17 protein-coding genes are annotated in these 18,879 nt (G+C 61.7%); 6 read left to right on the top strand and 11 right to left on the bottom strand.

The annotated features are described in order from the left end of the window. Window positions 1–56 precede the first annotated feature (56 nt). Window positions 57–959: a neutral zinc metallopeptidase gene (locus ACIQTW_RS00830; RefSeq protein ID WP_402932681.1), complete on the top strand. Its 903-nt coding sequence runs from the start codon at window positions 57–59 to the stop codon at window positions 957–959. Window positions 960–1,058: 99 nt separating this feature from the next. On the opposite strand, the gene ACIQTW_RS00825 is transcribed toward ACIQTW_RS00830, so the two are convergent. From ACIQTW_RS00825 to ACIQTW_RS00800, 6 genes are read right to left on the bottom strand one after another with little or no spacing between them, the layout of a single operon-like run. Continuing rightward, the gene (locus ACIQTW_RS00825) at window positions 1,059–1,391 is read right to left on the bottom strand and encodes a metal-sulfur cluster assembly factor (protein ID WP_011774796.1); all 333 of its coding nucleotides are present in this window, start codon (window positions 1,389–1,391) and stop codon (window positions 1,059–1,061) included. Between the two features lie 13 nt (window positions 1,392–1,404). After that, window positions 1,405–2,190 carry a Fe-S cluster assembly ATPase SufC gene (sufC, locus tag ACIQTW_RS00820; RefSeq protein WP_011774795.1) on the bottom strand — a complete coding sequence of 262 codons (786 nt, stop codon included), beginning with the start codon at window positions 2,188–2,190 and terminating at the stop codon, window positions 1,405–1,407. A 43-nt stretch (window positions 2,191–2,233) separates the two neighbouring features. After that, window positions 2,234–2,590, bottom strand: coding sequence for a non-heme iron oxygenase ferredoxin subunit (locus ACIQTW_RS00815; protein ID WP_089595076.1), 357 nt, complete (start codon window positions 2,588–2,590; stop codon window positions 2,234–2,236). 21 nt (window positions 2,591–2,611) lie between these two features. Next, window positions 2,612–3,925 (bottom strand): Fe-S cluster assembly protein SufD, encoded by a 1,314-nt coding sequence (gene sufD, locus ACIQTW_RS00810; protein WP_402932676.1) that lies wholly within the window; start codon window positions 3,923–3,925, stop codon window positions 2,612–2,614. Window positions 3,926–3,927: 2 nt separating this feature from the next. Beyond that, a complete protein-coding gene (gene sufB / locus ACIQTW_RS00805) occupies window positions 3,928–5,391 on the bottom strand; it encodes a Fe-S cluster assembly protein SufB (protein WP_011774792.1) in 1,464 nt (487 codons plus the stop codon). Beyond that, on the bottom strand, window positions 5,391–6,212 hold the full coding sequence (locus ACIQTW_RS00800; RefSeq protein WP_402932673.1) for a helix-turn-helix transcriptional regulator: 822 nt from the start codon (window positions 6,210–6,212) through the stop codon (window positions 5,391–5,393). The genes sufB and ACIQTW_RS00800 overlap by 1 nt, the downstream gene beginning before the upstream one ends. Before the next feature lie 109 nt (window positions 6,213–6,321). Between ACIQTW_RS00800 and ACIQTW_RS00795 the strand changes: the two genes are divergently transcribed. From ACIQTW_RS00795 to ACIQTW_RS00785, 3 genes are read left to right on the top strand one after another with little or no spacing between them, the layout of a single operon-like run. After that, the gene (locus ACIQTW_RS00795; protein ID WP_402932670.1) at window positions 6,322–7,287 is read left to right on the top strand and encodes an ABC transporter ATP-binding protein; all 966 of its coding nucleotides are present in this window, start codon (window positions 6,322–6,324) and stop codon (window positions 7,285–7,287) included. Then, a complete protein-coding gene (locus ACIQTW_RS00790; RefSeq protein WP_402932667.1) occupies window positions 7,284–8,048 on the top strand; it encodes an ABC transporter permease in 765 nt (254 codons plus the stop codon). Before ACIQTW_RS00795 ends, ACIQTW_RS00790 begins: the two co-directional genes overlap by 4 nt. 48 nt (window positions 8,049–8,096) lie before the next feature. Further along, a complete protein-coding gene (locus ACIQTW_RS00785; protein WP_402932665.1) occupies window positions 8,097–9,041 on the top strand; it encodes a heme A synthase in 945 nt (314 codons plus the stop codon). Between the two features lie 5 nt (window positions 9,042–9,046). On the opposite strand, the gene ACIQTW_RS00780 is transcribed toward ACIQTW_RS00785, so the two are convergent. The 5 genes from ACIQTW_RS00780 to ACIQTW_RS00760 all read right to left on the bottom strand — a co-directional run bounded on the left by ACIQTW_RS00780 (window position 9,047) and on the right by ACIQTW_RS00760 (window position 15,179). Then, window positions 9,047–10,945, bottom strand: coding sequence for an ATP-binding cassette domain-containing protein (locus ACIQTW_RS00780; RefSeq protein ID WP_402932662.1), 1,899 nt, complete (start codon window positions 10,943–10,945; stop codon window positions 9,047–9,049). Between the two features lie 59 nt (window positions 10,946–11,004). Beyond that, complete coding sequence (locus ACIQTW_RS00775; protein ID WP_402932659.1) at window positions 11,005–12,189, bottom strand: hypothetical protein; 1,185 nt, start codon at window positions 12,187–12,189, stop codon at window positions 11,005–11,007. Beyond that, window positions 12,176–13,084 (bottom strand): hypothetical protein, encoded by a 909-nt coding sequence (locus ACIQTW_RS00770; protein WP_402932656.1) that lies wholly within the window; start codon window positions 13,082–13,084, stop codon window positions 12,176–12,178. Before ACIQTW_RS00770 ends, ACIQTW_RS00775 begins: the two co-directional genes overlap by 14 nt. Before the next feature lie 4 nt (window positions 13,085–13,088). Further along, complete coding sequence (locus ACIQTW_RS00765; RefSeq protein ID WP_402932653.1) at window positions 13,089–13,469, bottom strand: peptidase inhibitor family I36 protein; 381 nt, start codon at window positions 13,467–13,469, stop codon at window positions 13,089–13,091. Window positions 13,470–14,216: 747 nt separating this feature from the next. Then, window positions 14,217–15,179, bottom strand: a complete 963-nt coding sequence (locus ACIQTW_RS00760; RefSeq protein ID WP_091470646.1) for a heme o synthase — start codon at window positions 15,177–15,179, stop codon at window positions 14,217–14,219. A gap of 416 nt (window positions 15,180–15,595) precedes the next feature. On the opposite strand from ACIQTW_RS00760, the gene tkt reads away from it, so the two are divergent. After that, window positions 15,596–17,722, top strand: coding sequence for a transketolase (gene tkt / locus ACIQTW_RS00755; RefSeq protein WP_402932649.1), 2,127 nt, complete (start codon window positions 15,596–15,598; stop codon window positions 17,720–17,722). 33 nt (window positions 17,723–17,755) lie between these two features. Then, window positions 17,756–18,874, top strand: a complete 1,119-nt coding sequence (tal, locus tag ACIQTW_RS00750) for a transaldolase (RefSeq protein WP_402932646.1) — start codon at window positions 17,756–17,758, stop codon at window positions 18,872–18,874. The last annotated feature ends 5 nt before the right edge of the window (window positions 18,875–18,879 follow it).

Below are 18,879 nucleotides of genomic sequence, written 5' to 3'. Positions count from 1 at the left end.
CAATTTTACGGCAGTGTCCCGCGCCGGGCACCAATAGTGACGTCTATTCTGGCTGTATGAGTTTCAATGACGGCGCGCAGCTTGACCCCTCGCAAGTAGAAGACCGACGTGGCGGTGGCATGGGCCGCGGCACCAAGATCGGCGGTGGCATCGGTGGCGGAATAGTGGTGCTGCTGCTGGCACTCTTCGGTATAAATCCCAATATTCTCGGGGACCTCACCGGCAGCGGAAGCCAGCCGCCCGCCGTCGAAAGTGGTGGTGGGGCCGGAGGTGTCCAGGAATGCCAGACCGGTGCCGATGCCGACAAGCGCCTGGACTGCCGGATCACAGGGACAGTGAACAGCCTCAATGCCTTCTGGCCTGACTATCTGGCGGATTACAACGTGGAATATCCCCGTCCCAAGACCGTCATTTTCAGCCAAGCCACCAACACCGGTTGCGGTGCGGCCACGAGTGCAGTGGGTCCGTTCTACTGCCCTGCGGACACCACCGCATACTTTGATCCTGGATTCTTTGATGACCTGGTCACCCGGTTCGGCTCGTCAGGAGGTCCCCTGGCTCAGGAATATGTAGTGGCCCACGAATTCGGACACCATGTCCAGAACATCCTCGGCAACCTTGACCAGGCTCAGCAGGACCCGCAAGGTCCCCAGTCCGGCGCGGTCAGGGTGGAACTCCAGGCTGATTGTTATGCGGGACTGTGGGTTCGGCACGCCACCACCCAAACCGACGCCAGTGGAAAGCCCTTCCTTGATCCCCTGACCCAGCAAGACCTGCAGGATGCGCTCTCGGCCGCTTCCGCCGTTGGTGATGACCGGATCCAGGAGGCGGCCACCGGCCGGGTGTCACCCGAATCCTGGACCCACGGGTCCAGTGAGCAGCGGCAGAAGTGGTTCTATCAGGGATACACCACGGGCGACATCAACAAGTGCGACACCTTCGGGGTGGCTGCGCCATAAGCCTGTGTCGAGTGCAAGGACGACATAAAAAAGGAAGGGTTCCGGGCGGCAAGCCCGGAACCCTTCCTTGTGCCCGCCGAAGCGAGCGAAAACTGCTGATCAGATGTTGAAGCCGAGGGCGCGCATCTGGTCCTTGCCGTCGTCGGTGATCCGCTCGGGACCCCATGGCGGCATCCATACCCAGTTCAGGCGCCAATCATCAACTACGCCGTCGAGGGACTTGCCCACCTGCTCTTCAAGCACGTCCGTCAGCGGGCAGGCCGCCGTGGTCAGTGTCATGTCGATCAGGAGCGCGCCGTCTTCGTCGGAGTACTTGAGCCCGTAAAGAAGACCCAGGTCAACCACGTTAACCCCGAGTTCCGGGTCAATGACGTCCTTGAGCGCTTCCTCGACGTCCTCGAGGCTGGTTCGCGCCGTGTTGATTTCGGTCATGGAACGATCCTAACTAGGCCTGCACGGCAGGAGCAACGGCAACGCCGGCACCTGGGGCGTAGCGGTCGTAGCCCTCTTCTTCAAGACGGTCCGCAAGTTCGGGTCCGCCCTCTTCAACAACCTTGCCATCAACGAACACGTGGACGAAGTCCGGCTTGATGTAGCGCAGGATACGGGTGTAGTGGGTGATAAGCAGGGTGCCCATGTTGCCCTCTTCGTGCGCACGGTTGACGCCCTCGGAGACAACCTTCAAAGCGTCGACGTCCAGGCCGGAGTCGGTCTCGTCGAGGATGGCGAACTTCGGCTTGAAGAGTTCGAGCTGAAGGATTTCAACGCGCTTCTTCTCACCACCGGAGAAGCCTTCGTTGACATTGCGCTGTGCGAAGTCGGCGTCGATACGGAGCTGCTGCATCGCTGCCTTGACGTCCTTGGTCCACGTGCGCAGGGCCGGTGCTTCGCCGTCGATCGCGGTTTTGGCGGTCCGCAGGAAGTTGGTCATGGTGACGCCGGGGACCTCTACCGGGTACTGCATGGCGAGGAAGACGCCTGCGCGGGCGCGCTCGTCGACGCTCATCTCCAGCACGTCTTCGCCGTCCAGCGTGATGGTACCGCTGGTGACGTTGTAGCGCGGGTGGCCGGCGATGGTGGAAGCAAGCGTGGACTTGCCCGAGCCGTTGGGTCCCATGATGGCGTGTGTTTCACCGGTCTTGATGGTGAGGCTGACGCCCTTCAGGATCTCCTTGGTGCCCTGCTCCGTCTCGATGCTGACGTGCAGGTCCTTGATTTCAAGAGTTGACATGCTCTTCTTTCTTTCCGTTCGTAAGTCTGGCGGTACTGGGCGCTCAGTAGTGATCTACCGAGGCGCCGTTCACAACGTTGGTCACGTCCACGTAAACGTCGTCTCCGTCGATGGTGACGGCGAAAACGGGGACGGGGTCGTAAGCAGGCAGCTGGAGAGGCTGTCCACTGCGGAGGTCGAATTGGGAACCATGTCCCCAGCATTCAATCGCGCAGCCTTCAACCTCACCCTCGGACAACGAGATGTCCGCGTGCGAGCAGGTATCGGCGATGGCGTGGATCTCGCCCATCGAATCCTTGACAATGGCTACGGGGTAGTCATCAATCAGGACGCGCAGCGCTTGTTTGACCTGGATGTCATTGGCGTTGCATACCAGTTCGCCCTTGGTTTCTTCACTCATTGTTGCTCTGCCTGGCCTGTCTTAGTTGTCGGTCGCGGCGAGTTCGCGCTCAACGGCTGCGGTCAGGCGCTCTTCGATTGCCGGAACCTTGATCTGCTGGATGATCTCGTTGAGGAAGCCTCGGACCACCAGGCGGCGTGCAACCTTTTCCGGGATGCCACGGGCCATGAGGTAGAACAGGTGCTCGTCATCAAAACGGCCGGTGGCGCTGGCGTGGCCCGCACCTTCGATCAAACCGGTTTCGATTTCGAGGTTGGGAACTGAGTCCGCGCGGGCACCATCGGTGAGGACCAGGTTACGGTTGGCCTCGTAGGTATCCGTGCCCTCGGCTTCCTTGCGGATCAGGACGTCGCCTACCCACACGCTGTGGGCATTGCGGCCCTGGAGGGCACCCTTGTACAGAACGCGTGACTTGCAGTTAGCCACTGCGTGGTCGACGAAGAGTCGCTGCTCAAGGTGCTGGCCGGCGTCGGCGAAGTACAGGCCGAACATTTCGACGTCGGCACCCGGCGCGGTGAAGCGCGTGGACGGCGTAACGCGCACGAGGTCGCCGCCAAGGCTGACCACGATGTGCTTGAACTTGGCATCGCGACCGATCTTTGCCTGCTGCGATGACGCGTGGACAGCGTTATCTGCCCACTCCTGCAATGACACAACGGTCAGTTCAGCGCCGTCTTCAACGATGATTTCCACGTTCTCGGAGACAACTGCGGAACCCTGGTGGTCCAGAACCACAACGGCCTTGGAGAAGCGTTCTGCCACAATCACGATGTGCTGGGCCGACGGCGCCTCTCCAGCGCCGGTAATCAGGACGGAAACTTCACTTTCGGCCTGCAGTTCGGCGGGCACGGTGACGACAGTGGCCTCGGCGAAGTTCTCCCAGGCGTTTGCAGAGACGAGGTCTTCCGGGATAGCGGCCTGGCCAATGCGCTTGTCATCGCGGCCAACGGTCTCAACAACGACGCCGGTCGGTGCAGTGACGCTGACAGCCGGAGCTGCGCCGTTGAGGACTTCGGTGTGGAGGCCACGCAGGCGCTTCAGCGGCGTGAAGCGCCAGTCTTCCTCAAGGCCGTTCAACGGCTTGAAGTCCGCCAGCTTGTAGGAGGTGAGACGACCCGCACGGGAGCTGTCCGGAATCCCCACGCCGCCACCATGTGAGTGGCTCTTGGCCGAAGCACCCGCGAGCGGACCAGCGGAAGGCTGCTCCGACGTCGTGCTGGTGTTCGTTCCGGTGTTGACGGGCGAAAGGTTCTCGCCTTCCTCGGTGAAGCCGTTGATAAACGGCTGGGCCGAGGGCGCGCCGATGCGCGCCTTTTCAGTAGTGATATCAGTCATTGTTAACCGACGGACCCTTCCATCTGCAGTTCAATCAGGCGGTTCAGCTCAAGAGCGTATTCCATGGGCAATTCACGGGCGATCGGCTCGATGAAGCCGCGCACGATCATGGCCATGGCCTCGTCCTCGGGCATGCCGCGGGACATCAGATAGAAGAGCTGCTCTTCGCTGACGCGTGAAACGGTGGCCTCGTGGCCCATGACAACGTCATCCTCGCGGATGTCGATGTACGGGTACGTGTCCGAACGGGAAATGGTGTCCACCAGGAGGGCGTCACAACGAACCGTGTTGGCCGAGTGCTTGGCGCCTTCACGGACCTGCACCAGGCCACGGTAAGCAGCGCGTCCGCCACCGCGGGCCACGGACTTGGAAATGATGGAGCTCTTGGTGTTCGGTGCGATGTGCACCATCTTGGACCCGGTGTCCTGGTGCTGGCCCTCGCCCGCGAAAGCGATGGACAGCGTCTCGCCCTTGGCGTGCTCGCCTACAAGGTAGACGGCCGGGTACTTCATGGTCACCTTGGAACCGATGTTGCCATCGATCCACTCCATGGTGGCGCCCTCTTCACAGATTGCGCGCTTGGTAACCAGGTTGTACACGTTGGTGGACCAGTTCTGGATGGTCGTGTAGCGGACGCGGGCGCCCTTCTTCACGATGATCTCCACAACGGCCGAGTGCAGCGAGTCCGAGGTGTAGATCGGAGCGGTGCAGCCCTCGATGTAGTGAACGTAGGAGTCCTCGTCGGCGATGATCAGCGTGCGCTCGAACTGGCCCATGTTCTCAGTGTTGATACGGAAGTATGCCTGGAGGGGGATATCCACGTGCACGCCCTTGGGCACGTACACGAACGATCCGCCGGACCACACGGCCGTGTTCAACGACGCGAACTTGTTGTCGCCCACCGGGATGATGGTGCCGAAGTACTCCTGGAAGATCTCCGGGTGCTCCCGCAGCGCGGTGTCAGTGTCCAGGAAGATGACGCCCTGGGCTTCCAGGTCCTCGCGGATCTGGTGGTACACCACCTCGGACTCGTACTGTGCTGCGACGCCTGAGACCAAGCGGCTGCGCTCAGCTTCCGGGATGCCCAGCTTTTCGTACGTGTTCCGGATGTCTTCCGGAAGGTCTTCCCACGTTGCCGCCTGCTTCTCGGTGGAGCGCACGAAGTATTTGATGTTGTCGAAGTCGATGCCGGAGAGGTCTGCACCCCAGGTAGGCATGGGCTTGCGGTCGAAGTACTTGAGGCCCTTGAGCCGCAGATCGAGCATCCATTCGGGCTCGTTCTTCTTCGAGGAGATGTCGCGGACGACCTCCTCGTTGAGGCCACGACGGGCGTTGGCGCCTACGTCGTTCTTGTCGGCCCAGCCGTACTCGTAGTTTCCGATACCGTGCAGTTCGGGATTCTTCTCCAGAATCTCCGAGATCACAGTGCCGTCAGCTACCGCTTTCTCTGCTATTTGGTCCGTCATCACGGCCTTTCTTGCTGGTTGTTTGATTCCTGGTACGGGTTCCCGGGCTGCTCTGCGACATCCGGGGATGCCGTGGCAGCCGGGCGCCCGGTAGGTATGTGGGTGGTGCAGACATGTCCGCCCTGCGCGAGCGTGGAGAGGCGCCGGACATCGACACCCACCAAGCGCGAGAAGACCTTGGTCTCCGTGTCGCAAAACACGGGAAATTCTGCGGCGAGCCGCTGAATCGGGCAGTGACCCTGACAAAGCTGGACACTGGACAACGCCGCTGGCAAAGGTGCCTTGGCTTCTATGGAGTGGGCTGAGGCAACAAAACCATCACGACTAAGGGCCTTTGACAGAGCCATGGCGCGGGCCGTGATGTCATCACCGGCGGCTTCCACCTCGGGGGCGTAGCGGCGTTCCATGTCCGAGAAGCGTTCTTCCGCATACTCCCGGACTGCATCCTCGCCGGCAAGTTCCTGAAGGCGCCTGAGCGCGGAGCTGGCGATATTCAAGTAATCGTCGCCGAGCTTGGACTGGCCCTGTGAGCTGAGGACGTAACGGCGCGCGGGGCGGCCTGCGCCGGAACCGGCTTTGGCCACTCTTTTGACCTCGATAACGCCGCTGCGTTCCAGATGATCAAGGTGCCGACGAACTGCAGCCGGTGTGAATCCCAGAAGGTCGCCCAGTTCCGCGGCGCTTACCGGACCGTTCTCCAGTACAGCGCTCAAGACCCGGTCCCGTGTACGGTCATCCGCGTCCGGCAGCACAGGCGAGGCGCCGAAGGCCTCTGCCGCTGCAGCATGCCGCGTTGAAGGCATGGAAGTTGGACTGCTCATGGAATACACAACACAATCATGTCGTAATTTGTTTCATGCATCCAGTAAGGCAAGACTGACCTTAGCCAGCCGCCAAGTGTGACCGTACTACTTCCCGTAGAATACTCTGGTGCGATCCCCCGATTCCCCTGTCCTCACTATAGATGGACTCATTAAGGATGTAGGCCCCCTGGCCTCCCTTGACGGCAAAATGCTCAGGGTGGTCAGTGGCCTGTCCCTTGTGGCCGAACGCGGCCAGGTAACCGCCCTGCTGGGTGCCAATGGCGCTGGCAAAACCACCACCTTGGAGTGCGCCCAAGGCTTGCAGAAGCGAACTGGCGGAAGCATTTCCCTGCTGGGAGCGGATCCCGATACGGCAAGTGCCCACCTGAGGTCCCGCGTAGGTGTGATGCTCCAGGATGGTGGCCTCCCGCCGTCGGCCCGTCCCATCCCACTGTTGCGGCACGTCGCCGGTATGTACCAAAAGCCCATGAACGTTGACGCCCTGGTGGAACGGCTGGGAATCAATCAGTTCAGCAGGACAAGCGTGCGTCGCCTTTCCGGAGGCCAGAAGCAGCGGTTGGCGCTGGCGGCCGCGTTGGTGGGCAATCCTGAAATCCTGTTTCTCGACGAACCCAGCGCCGGGCTGGATCCGCAGTCGCGGCAAATGGTTTTTGAGCTCATTGCCGAGCTTAGGGACGCCGGCATGGGCATAGTGCTGACAACGCACCTGATGGATGACGCGGAGCGCCTGGCGGACTACGTGTACATCATCGACGGCGGTCACAACGTGGTGGAGGGAACTGTCGCCGAGCTGCTCCGGCACGATCATGCCGCAGACTCCGCCGTCACGGATCGGACGCTCTACTTCGATGCTCCCGGAGGATTGAATTTCACCAGTGTTGTCAGTGGCGGCCTTCAGATATCGGAGACCCGCTCGGGAAGTTACTCAATCACCGGTGCCATCACGCCGAAAGACCTTGCATCACTGACTGCTTGGTGGGCTGAACGAAACATCATGCCCGCCTCGCTGCGATTGGAAGCGCGTAGCCTGGAAGACGTGTTCCTGGACATTTCCGGAAGGGACCTCCGATGAGCAAGCTCCTCTCCCCGAACGCCGGACCGGCATCCCTGCCACGCAGGATCATGCAGCAGGGCCGCTACGAAACCATCACCATGCTGCGGAACGGTGAGCAACTCATCCTCGCTGTCGTCCTGCCCCTGATGGCCCTCGTGGGCTTGGTTGTTACCCCGCTACTTGACGGCCTCGGCGGCTCCCGCGTGGACGTGGCCACACCCGGGATTCTGGCGCTGTGCGCCATGTCCACGGCCTTCACCGGCCAGGGCATCGCCACCGGTTTTGATCGCCGCTACGGAGTACTCCGCTTCCTGTCCACTACTCCCCTTGGCAGAGGCGGGCTCATCGCGGGCAAGATTCTCGCCGTGCTGGTGGTCCTGTTCCTTCAGGTACTGGTAGTCGGTGCAGTTGCCGGACTGCTGGGATGGCAACCCCGGCTCGAGGCTTGGCTTCCCGGAGTGGGCCTTCTGGTTCTTGGCGCTGCTGCCTTCACCGCCTTGGGCTTGCTGGTGGCGGGCACCGTGCGGCCGGAAGCTACCCTGGCGATTACCAACCTGCTGTGGATCCTCCTCGGGGCATTAGGCGGCATTGTGGTGCCTGCCGAACGGCTTCCGTCGTTGCTTCAAGGGATCGTTCAATTCCTTCCTTCCGGGGCCTTGGGCCAAGCGCTTAGGGATGTCTTCCTGCTGGGCGCGGTTCCTTTCCCCGCCGTAGCAGTCCTCCTGCTGTGGACCGTATTGGCTGGCGCCGCGGCCATCCGATGGTTCAAGTGGAACTAACCCGACCAGGCACCAACCACCAACGCAGAACTGAGAAGTGAGAAAACTGTGAGCACGGCATCGCGCCTACCAAAAACCGTCCAACGATTGACCTCCAAGTTGCCAACCGAGGTCAATAAGGCCGTGCGCCGCCTGGCATTGTTGTCGCTCATTGGGCAGACCGTTCTGGTGGTAACCGGCGGTGCGGTACGACTCACCGCCTCCGGCCTGGGCTGCCCGACATGGCCGCGCTGCACCAGCGATTCGTTGGTTAACACGCCGGAGATGGGCATTCACGGGTTCATTGAATTCGGCAACCGCCTGCTCACCTTCGCCCTCGCCGCGGTGGCCGCCATGATGTTGGTTTACTTGTGGAATCTTCGCAAGGAGCGTCGCGACCTCTTCATGCTTGCCTTGGGACTCTTGGCCAGCATCCCGGCACAGGCAGTGATCGGTGGAATCACCGTACTGTCAGGCCTCAACCCTTGGGTTGTGGGACTGCACTTCCTTGTGTCCATGGCGCTGGTGGTCTTTGCCACCCTGCTGGTCAACAGGGCATACGGGCGCACGGGACGCTTCATGAACCGCACCCTGCCTGCCCTCCCCTCGCTAGCCCGCCCCGTGATGCTCGCCGTTGCCGTTTTCTCCGCGCTCTCGGTGATGCTGGGCGTCGTAGTTACAGGTGCCGGACCCCATGCCGGAGACGCAGACGCTCCCCGCAACGACCTCGACTGGGACCTCTTCTCGCACATCCATGCGGTCCCTGCGTACCTCATCACTGCCGGAACGCTTTTCGCGGTGTACCTGGTGATCCGGCACAAGATCGGCGGGCCGTTCCGTTCGGCGTCGTATCTTCTGCTGGGTGTCACATTGCTGCAGGCTGTCATCGGCTTCACCCAGTACTACAACGGAATCCCTGCTCTCCTGGTTGGTGCACATATGTTCGGCGCAGCCGTACTGATGAGCGCAGCCACCAACGCTGCCGACCTAGCGAAGCACAGCCCAGCCAACTAGCTTTTCTATGCCCGGATGAGCTGCGCGGGGTCGGATCTCGAAGCCACCAGGGCCGGGTATAGTGCGGACAGGGTTCCGCTGGCCAGGCCCGCTCCGATTCCCCACAGCGCTGCATACCAAGGGATCGCCGCCGCCCAACCTTCAGTGGACGCGTATAACAGGACTGCCCCCATGCCCACTGCCGCTCCGGCAGTGCCGCCTAGCACTCCCACCACGGCGCCTTCCAGCAGGAACATCCCGGCCAGTGGCCCCCTCCGCATGCCCAGTGCCAGTCGAAGGGCTATTTCGCTCGACCGGGCCAGGACACCGAGGTACATCGTGGTTCCGGCACTCAAACAGGCGATGGCCAGGAGCACAATGGAGACGATGCCCACCAGCCTCCCCAGATCAGCGTCAATCCCGTGCTTGAGGTCCCGTAGGTCGGCCACGGTCTGCACCGTCACGGCGCCTGTCTCAGCGGGACTCAGCGTCTTAGGCAGCGCCTCCGCGATGGCCGCCGGCATGCCCGGATCTGTCCGTAAGACCAGGCTGGCTGCGACTCTGCTGGTCACGGGGTATGAACCGGCTCCCACCACCACCGACCCTGGAAGCATCGGATCCCTCCCCGGGTTCTCGATGATGCCCACCACCGGAACCGGCTCACCATACAGCCAGATGACGACGCCGGGACCCGGCCTTGCGATACCCAGTTGAATGGCGGCATCCTGACCAAGGACCGCGACCGGGCCACCGAAAGATTGATCAAGCAGGCTGGCATCGCCGAAGGAAATGGTGGCCCCTTGGAGTCGGAGATAGGCCGAATCAGCCACTCGGACTGCTCCGGTGAAGACAGGCTGTTCGGGAAAGGACCCAGGGCGGAAGGTCGAGGGCTGGACTATCGACGCCGATAGCTCAGCAAGAACTCCGGCTTCGAGGACGCTGGAGAGCTCCTTTGACCGCTGAAGATCCTCTGTCACGGCGTCCCACGAGGCGTATCCGCCCTCACGCGTAGCCCGCACTTCGTCGCTGGCGGCTGCGTCGATCCTTGCGGACACCTTGACGGCTGCACTCTCGCTCAGCCCCATGGCGGCTACAAGCCCGCCGCTCCCCAGCAGGAATGCCAGTACCAGCAGCAGGGCCTTGGCCGGGCGGACCGTCAGCGCAGACAACGCATCCGCAACCACGTCTGCAGCTTCATGGTGGATGCGCCGGGCAAGGTGATAGGAAGCGGAACTGTCGCCTGGTGTTACTGGCGCGTCGCTGTGGACCGTAGCGGAGCCGGTGTCACCCACGATCAGCCCGTCCCGCATTGTGATGACCCGATCAGCAGCAGCAGCGATGCCTGGGTCATGGGTGACCAGGACGACGGTGGTTCCTGTGGCGTGAAGCTCGCGGAGATGGACCAGGACCAGCCCGCCATTGACGGTGTCCAGGCTGCCTGTCGGTTCATCAGCGAGCACGATTCCCGGGGCTCCGATGACGGCACGTGCAATTGCCAGCCGCTGTCGTTCGCCCCCGGAGAGCAAGGAAGCGGGGGTGGCCGCCTTATGCGCAAGGCCAAGCTTGTGAAGTGCGGGCATCACTAGTCGCTTTTGGACGGACAGGGCAATCCCCCTTGCACGCAGTCCGAGGACGGCATTGCGTGCGGCAGCATCGCGTCCCACCATGTGCGAGTCCTGGAAGACGAAACCGAAGAGACTGGCGCGCAGCTCGGCTCTCTGTCGCTCGCTGAGGCCCGACACGTCCGTACCCTGCACCGAGTACGTTCCTGCCGAAGCTGTGTCCAAAAGGCCGAGGACGTTGAGAAGCGTCGACTTTCCCGAGCCGGAGGGGCCAACGATAGCCACGAACTCGCCCTGATGGATGTCGAGGCGCAAACCGGCCAGGGCGGGCGCGCCGGAAAAGTCTCGCCGGATGTCCCGCATGCTAAGTATCGGACGGTGTGATGGCGGATCGGTCGCTTCCGGGACATGCCAGTGTGAAGTCATTGCAACTTGACCTCGTCGCCTGGAGCCAACCCGTCCATGTCGGCAATGGCCGCCCACCCGTCCGCCTGTGCCATGACCTTTACGTTCACCCGCCGCGGCTCACCGTTCTTTTCCAGCAGCACGTAAGGGACACCTTCCTCCTGGCGAACCGCGATCAGGGGTACGGCCAAGGACTCCGCGGCGGCGCTGCCAGCAGTTACAGTCACGGACTGGTCCGCGGCGAATCCTTGCGTGCCGGGTGGCACAGCAAACGTGATGTCCTTTCCGGGGATTTCGTTTTTGCTTTGGTCACCTTCCAAAAAGTCGCTGACAAGCACTACCTTGGTTTCGAGGACTGCGGAGCCAGCGCGAACAGTAACGGCCCCACCCACGGGAAAACTCTCGGACTGGACAACGTCCGCCCGGGCAACAATGGAGTCGTCAGCAATCTTCACCTGGGCAACGATGCCATCCTCACCGAGAACCGATCCGTTGCCGGCCATGGCGGCGATTGTCCCCGTGTCTCCGGGAACTTGAACGAATTCCTTCCACCGAAAAACCACCGCGTCGGGGGCCTGCTTGGTCGAAAGGGGGTGGGAGTCCACGTCCCCGGGTTTGATCGCTTTCGGCGAAGGTGTTGAGGTTGGGGCTTCGTGACCGGCTGCCTTGTACCAGTCGATCAAGGCGCGTTGCGTGCCGGTTTCGAAGGTATCCGCCGAAGAAACGGCGTAGCCAAAGCCAGCCAATGCGCCGTGCAACGCCGCGACGTCGGGGCCCGAATCACCCAGTTCGATATCGCGGTACAGGGGCACGCCGCTGGGGAGTACGAGTAACGGCCTCCCGGACACAGCGGCCAGCAGTTCACCTGGAGCCACCATGCTCCCTACCGTTTTGGCAGCTGATGTCATCACCAGCCTGTCAATACCTTCGGAGGGACTCGCTTTGATTGCGTGTGCCGCACCCGCCAGGACCTTGCCTGAGAGCACTACCTGTTTGATGACCGCGCGACGCTCCACGGTTGCCGAAACAGGGATTACCTCAGGCGTTGACGACGAGGGCCCCGCGCTGGCAACGCTGTTGGCACCTGTCCAGTAAGCGGCACCCAGGCCTGCCAACACCATCACCAGCACCGTTGGAATAAGCCACCACCGGGGAACGCGCCTCATGGCTCGACCCGCCGGGATCGCCTCAGAGTCGTGCATCAGCCACACCGTGGTCCCTCAGTATTTGCTTTGCCCGTTCCACGGCAGCCGTCTTTTCTTCTGCCAAGGCGTTTAGCTCGGCCTGATGGTCCTTCATTTGAGCCGCCTGATACTCAGCAAGAATGTCATAAGGTTTCCGGGCACCACCAACTGTCTCTTTGCACTCGAGATCCAGCAAAGCGACACGGATTTCGTCTGCTTTTGACCCGGTTGATTGCAGGTTCCAGGAGCCTGCTTCAGTGAGCTTCAGGCCTCTCCCTGCCAAGCAGTCTTCCCAGTCCTGGCGGAAGGCAACGAACTCCGGGTCACGCTCCGTCAGTCCCACCGCGATCTCGGAGATCTGGTTCTGGATGGATGTATCGCCAACCAATCCCTCCAAAAGTTCAGGCAAGCCAGCGCGCCCTACAGACTTGGTGCACTTGAATTCCGCTTCTTGTTGCCTGGCGCTAAGTGCCGGGCGCTCCGGTTGCTCCTCCATCAAGCCAGGAATTTTCCGGATCTCCGGCAGGCCGCCGTTCTTTGCGGCCAAGGCACGTGACCACTGACCATATCTACTGTCCTGAAGTGCCTTGCCGTCGCCGTCCCACGGAGCCACAGTGAATCCAGCCTCTTCAACACAGTCGAAAATGAGAAACGCGACCGCGGAATTGACCATGACGTTTTCCCTGTCGGAGTACCAGTAGGCGCTCATGGGGAGGACAACTTCGCCGGTGATCTCGTTGAGGGAGGCCCGCGCGTTCGCTCCGGCGCTCCGATCAATCGCAGGCAGGCTGAGGGTGGGCCCCGGTTCCGACGGACGGTGGGGGTTGCTGGAGCACGACGTGCCGGCGATAGCGACCAGCATCGCCAGCACGCCAAGTGCCGCGGACGGCAGCCTTGTAATCGTGAACGCCAAGAGACTAGCCCCAGACGCTCGTGATTTCGTCGTCCCAGTTCCGGGTGGACGTCATGTAGAGTCCGCGCAGGTCATTTGAGGCATTGCCGGCCCGGAAAACCACATTGTTACCAACAAAATTGCTGTCAACATAGAAATAGACATAGGGCGAAGCTGGATCTGCGGCGGGTCCAACCACTAAGGAACTCCCCTTGTCATTGGCGTCCACGCCCACGTTGTACGTGACCCAACCAAAGGACCTGGAGGTGCCGGTGAACCAGTAGTTGTCGTAAAGGCATACTCGTGCGGTGGAGCACGCCGGTGCGGCCTGGGCTGCAGAAACCCCGGTCAACACCGAGGCCGAAGCAACTGCAAGCACTCCGGCTGTGCGCAGGATGTTTTTCATGAGAATCCCCAATGCTCGTGTGAAGTGGAACAGCTCTGTTCCAACTCGCACGCTAAGTCGCTTTGGGCACCACCTAGGCCGTTTTTTGAGATCTAAGTGGTGTTATGGCAAAAGATGAGTGTTCAGGGGCTCCAAACTAGGTGCTGCTATGAGGCTCCTAGGTGTTGAGGATGGAACGCGTTTCGATCGTGCCGATGAATGGTGCCACGAGCATCGTGTACTTCGTCGACCGCTGTGCGCCCGATGGTCGGGTCACCGATTCTTGGGTCTGTGCGATTTCGGCGAAGTCGCGGGCATTGCCGTGCCCTCATGCGGGCTGGCATAGGGTCCGGCCCGCTGGAAGACCAAGGCCTCCAAGTCTGTAACGCCGATGTGGAGGACGAACTCATCCGCTGCCTTGGCATTGATGCCGTGCTCAACGTCATCGCGGACCGAGGGGAGCTAGCGTCATGTGAGCTCTGCAACGCCAGCCCTCATTGCGGGACCGGTCTGCGGAAGGGCAGTCACGGCGGTTCTTCGCGGGGGCGCAGCGGGAATAAGATCCGATACGCCGACCTGCTTGTCAGCGCTCTACCGGAAGGACGGGCGCCTCTTCCACTAGCTCGACTGGTTGCATCTTTGGAGTCGTGACGTGAGAGAGCGTTGGGATCAAGCCCGTGGGACGTGAGAGAGCGTTGGGATCAAGCCCGTGGGACGTGAGAGAGCGTTGGTGGGCTAGCCCGTGGGACGTGAGAGAGCGTTGGTGGGCTAGCCGCCGACGATCGCTGAGCCGATGAAGGGATCAACGGCCAGCGCGATGAAGAGCAACGTCAGGTAGCTGATGGAGCCATGGAACACCTTCATGGCACCCTTGTTGGAAACATCGCCACCCTGCGCACGCTTGTACAAGGCATGGCTCTCGTAGAGGAACCAGGCTCCGGCAGCAACAGCCACGATCGTGTAGACCCATCCGGCCCCGCCCACCGGGATCATCAGCAGCGAGCAGGCAACCATGGCCCAGGCGTAAAGAACTACCTGCACGGAGACCACCTTCGCGCCGGCAATGGCGCCGAGCATCGGTACCTTGGCGTTGCGGTAGTCCTCGCCGTAACGCATGGACAACGGCCAGTAGTGAGGAGGCGTCCAGAGGAAAATCACCATGAAGAGCACGATGGCGGGCCACTCGACAGTGTTGGTGACGGCTGCCCAGGCAATGAGCACCGGGAAGCATCCGGCAGCGCCGCCCCAGACGATGTTCTGGGCAGTGCGGCGTTTGAGGATCATGGTGTAGATCACCACGTAGAAGACGATCGCACCGAGGCCCAACCAAGCAGACAGCGGGTTGGCGCCGAACCACAGGATTGCGATGGAGGCGGCGCCCAGGATCCAAGCGAAGATCAGTGCTTCACGTGGAGTCACTTCACCGGTGACCAGCGGACGTTTCTCCGTGCGGTGCATCAATTTGTCGATGTCACGGTCGATGTAGCAGTTGAAGACGCCGGCGCTGCCCGCAGCGAACGCCCCACCAACGAGCGTGGCAAGGATCAGGCCGATGGACGGGAATCCGCGCTGCGCAAATATCATGGTGGGAAGCGTGCTGACCAGGAGCAATTCAATGACACGGGGTTTCGTCAGAGCCAGATACGCCTTGAACTTACGGGACATTCCGATGCTTCCCCGGGCCGGGGACGCGTTAAGGGGCGTATCAGTTGTGCTCACGGCGGCAGTCACTCTGTTCTATGCTCTGGGGTTCTCGCAGCGGCTGCCGTCCCTCAAACCGGGCGCATGAACCGCTGCTGGCCTCCAAATATCATACCGTGGCGGAAAGAGGCCCGATGTCCGCAAAATACGCCAATGTTTCCGAATCTTCACTCTTCCGCCGGGCCATCGTGATTCATATAAGGGAAATTCTGTCCAGTTAGTGGGATTCCCTGAGTCCCATGACACGTTTAGGGCTAAGCTGTTGAGCAGATCAGCACACGTTGACGATCCGGGAAACCGTATTCTTGGATATCCGTGCGTCTGGATGAGAGATCAACGTTTCAATGGTGAACGGCTGGTAGACACATTGCAGCGGGCGCCATCCTGTGCTTCCTGCGTGCCGTGTCCTTACGCCTGCCGTCAGCACAGAGAGGGGCTCGGTTTTCGTGCCACATTTGGAAGAGCAAGAACTGTCATGGACCGATCTGGACAAGAAGGCTGTTGACACCGTTCGCGTGTTGGCCGCTGACGCCGTGGAGAAGGTCGGCAATGGCCACCCTGGTACGGCGATGAGCTTGGCTCCGGCAGCGTACCTGCTGTTCCAGAAGCTGATGCGTCATGACCCGAAGAACCCGGACTGGATCGGTCGTGACCGCTTTGTCCTGTCCCCCGGTCACACATCGCTGACCCTTTACATCCAGTTGTTCCTCTCCGGTTATGGCCTGGAACTGAAGGACCTTGAGGCGCTGCGTACCTGGGGTTCACTGACCCCGGGTCACCCGGAGTACAAGCACACCGCCGGTGTGGAAATCACCACCGGCCCGCTGGGCCAGGGCTTGGCCTCGGCTGTCGGTTTCGCATACTCGCAGCGTCGCCAGCGTGGGTTGTTCGACGCCGACGCTCCCGCCGGTGAGTCGCCGTTCGACCACACCATCTGGGTTATCGCCTCCGACGGCGACCTCCAGGAAGGTGTCACCTCTGAGGCTTCCTCGCTCGCGGGCCACCAGGAACTGGGTAACCTCGTGGTGATCTACGACGAGAATCACATCTCCATCGAAGACGACACTGACATCGCTTTCACCGAGGACGTCCTCAAGCGCTACGAAGCCTACGGCTGGCACACCCAGCGTGTTGACTGGACCAAGACCGGCGATTACGTCGAAGACGTTCAGGAACTCTACTCGGCGCTGCTCGCTGCCAAGGCTGAGACGAACAAGCCGTCCATCATTTCGCTGCGCACCATCATCGGGTACCCGGCACCGAAGAAGCAGAACACCGGCAAGATCCACGGCTCGGCCCTGGGTGCAGAGGAAGTCGCGGCACTTAAGACTGTCCTGGGTTTCGATCCCGCCAAGTCCTTCGACGTTGACGAAGAGGTTCTGGCGCACGCCCGCAAGGTCCTGGACCGCGGCGCCGACGCCCGCGCTGCCTGGCAGGAAAGTTTTGAAGCATGGCAGTCTGCCAACCCGGATGCTGCCGCGCTGCTGGAGCGCGTTGAAGCCAAAAAACTGCCGGCTGAGCTTGATGCAGCACTTCCCGTGTTCGAAGCAGGCAAGGACGTTTCCACCCGTGCGGCCTCGGGCAAGGTCCTGAACGCCATCGGACCGGTACTGCCGGAACTGTGGGGCGGTTCTGCCGACCTCGCCGAGTCCAACAACACCACCATCGAGGGCTCGCCGTCGTTCATCCCCACGTCCCGTTCCACGGATGCCTGGAAGGGCAACCCGTACGGACGCGTTCTGCACTTCGGTATCCGCGAGCACGCTGCCGCATCGATCGTGAACGGCATCTCCCTGCACGGCCGCACCCGCGCTTTCTCCGGCACGTTCCTGATCTTCAGCGACTACCAGCGCCCGGCCATCCGCCTCGGCGCGCTGATGGGTGTTCCGTCCCTGTACGTATGGACACACGACTCCATCGGCCTGGGCGAAGACGGCCCCACCCACCAGCCGGTGGAACAGCTCGCCTCCCTGCGTGCCATCCCTGGCCTGGATGTTGTCCGTCCCGGCGACGCGAACGAGGTCTCCGCGGCATGGAAGGTCATGCTGGAGAACCACGAGAACCCGGCGGGCATTGTCCTGACCCGTCAGAACATCCCCACCTACGCCCGCGGCGAAGGTGAAGCAAGCGGCGACACGTTCGGCTCCACCGCTGGTGTGGCCAAGGGCGGTTACATCCTGGCTGAGGCCTCCAAGAACGGCGAAACCGTTGACGCGCAGGTCATCCTGATCGGCACCGGCTCCGAAGTCCAGCTCGCAGTCCAGGCCCGCGAAGCCCTCCAGGCTGAAGGCATCGCAGCGCGTGTCGTGTCCATGCCGTGCGTTGAATGGTTCAACAAGCAGGACGAGGCTTACCGCGAGTCCGTACTCCCGGCCTCCGTGAAGGCCCGTGTTTCGGTTGAAGCCGGTCTCGCGCTGGGTTGGCGCGAATTCGTCGGCGACGCCGGCCGTTCCATCTCACTGGAGCACTTCGGCGCCTCGGCTGACTACAAGCGGCTCTTCAACGAATTCGGCATCACTGCCGAAGCTGTTGCCGCCGCAGCAAAAGACTCCCTCGCAGACTCCAACGCATAACAGTCTGCTTCCCTCTCACAAGGAGAAAAACACATGTCTACAACTCCCACACAGCAGCTCTCAGACGCCGGCCTCTCCATCTGGCTTGATGACCTTTCCCGCAACCGCTTGGAGACGGGCACCCTGCAGAAGCTCATCGACGAGAAGAACGTTGTTGGTGTGACCACCAACCCGTCGATCTTCCACGCCGCCATCACTGCCGGCACGGATTACGACGCCACCATCGCAGCGCAGGCCGCGGCCGGTGCCAGCGTCGAAGAAACGATCTTCGAAATCACCACCACGGACGTCGCTGACGCCTGCGATCTCTTCGCTCCCATCGCCGCCGCCACCAAGGGTGTGGATGGCCGCGTCTCCATCGAGGTTGACCCGCGCCTTGCTTGGGATACCGCAGGAACCATCGCCGAGGCCAAGCACCTCTACGCCAAGGTCAACAAGGACAACGTCCACATCAAGATCCCGGCAACGCTTGAAGGCCTCGAAGCCATCACGGCGACGCTGGCCGAGGGCATCAGCGTCAACGTGACCCTGATCTTCTCCCTGGAGCGCTACCGCGCGGTCATCAACGCTTTCCAGTCCGGCCTGGAGCAGGCCAAGGAAAACGGCCACGACCTCTCCAAGATCCACTCCGTGGCCTCGTTCTTCGTCTCCCGCGTGGACTCCGAGATCGACAAGCGCCTTGACGCCATCGGCACCGACGAAGCCAAGGCACTCAAGGGCAAAGCCGGTGTGGCGAACGCACGCCTTGCGTACCAGGTCTACGAAGAGCTCTTCTCCACCGAGCGCTGGGCAGTGCTGGCCGAGGCCGGCGCACTCCCCCAGCGTCCCCTGTGGGCCTCCACCGGCGTGAAGGACCCGGCTTACCCGGACACCCTCTACGTGACCGAACTCGTCGCAGCAGGCGTCGTCAACACCATGCCGGAAAAGACCCTCGACGCCACGTTCGACCGCGGCGTAGTCACCGGTGACACCATCACCGGCACCTACGACGAAGCGAACGAGACCCTCAACGCCCTCGAAGCCCTCGGCGTCTCCTACAACGACGTCGTCACGCTTCTCGAGACCGAAGGCCTCGAGAAGTTCGTGGGCTCCTGGAAGGAACTCCTCGCCGACGTCGAAGGCGCACTCGTCACCGCACGGAAGGCTTCCTAACCGAT

Origin of the sequence: Paenarthrobacter sp. NPDC090517, from assembly GCF_044769165.1 — a bacterium.
Classification (GTDB): domain Bacteria; phylum Actinomycetota; class Actinomycetes; order Actinomycetales; family Micrococcaceae; genus Arthrobacter.
This window is presented reverse-complemented; position numbering and strand designations above follow the sequence as displayed.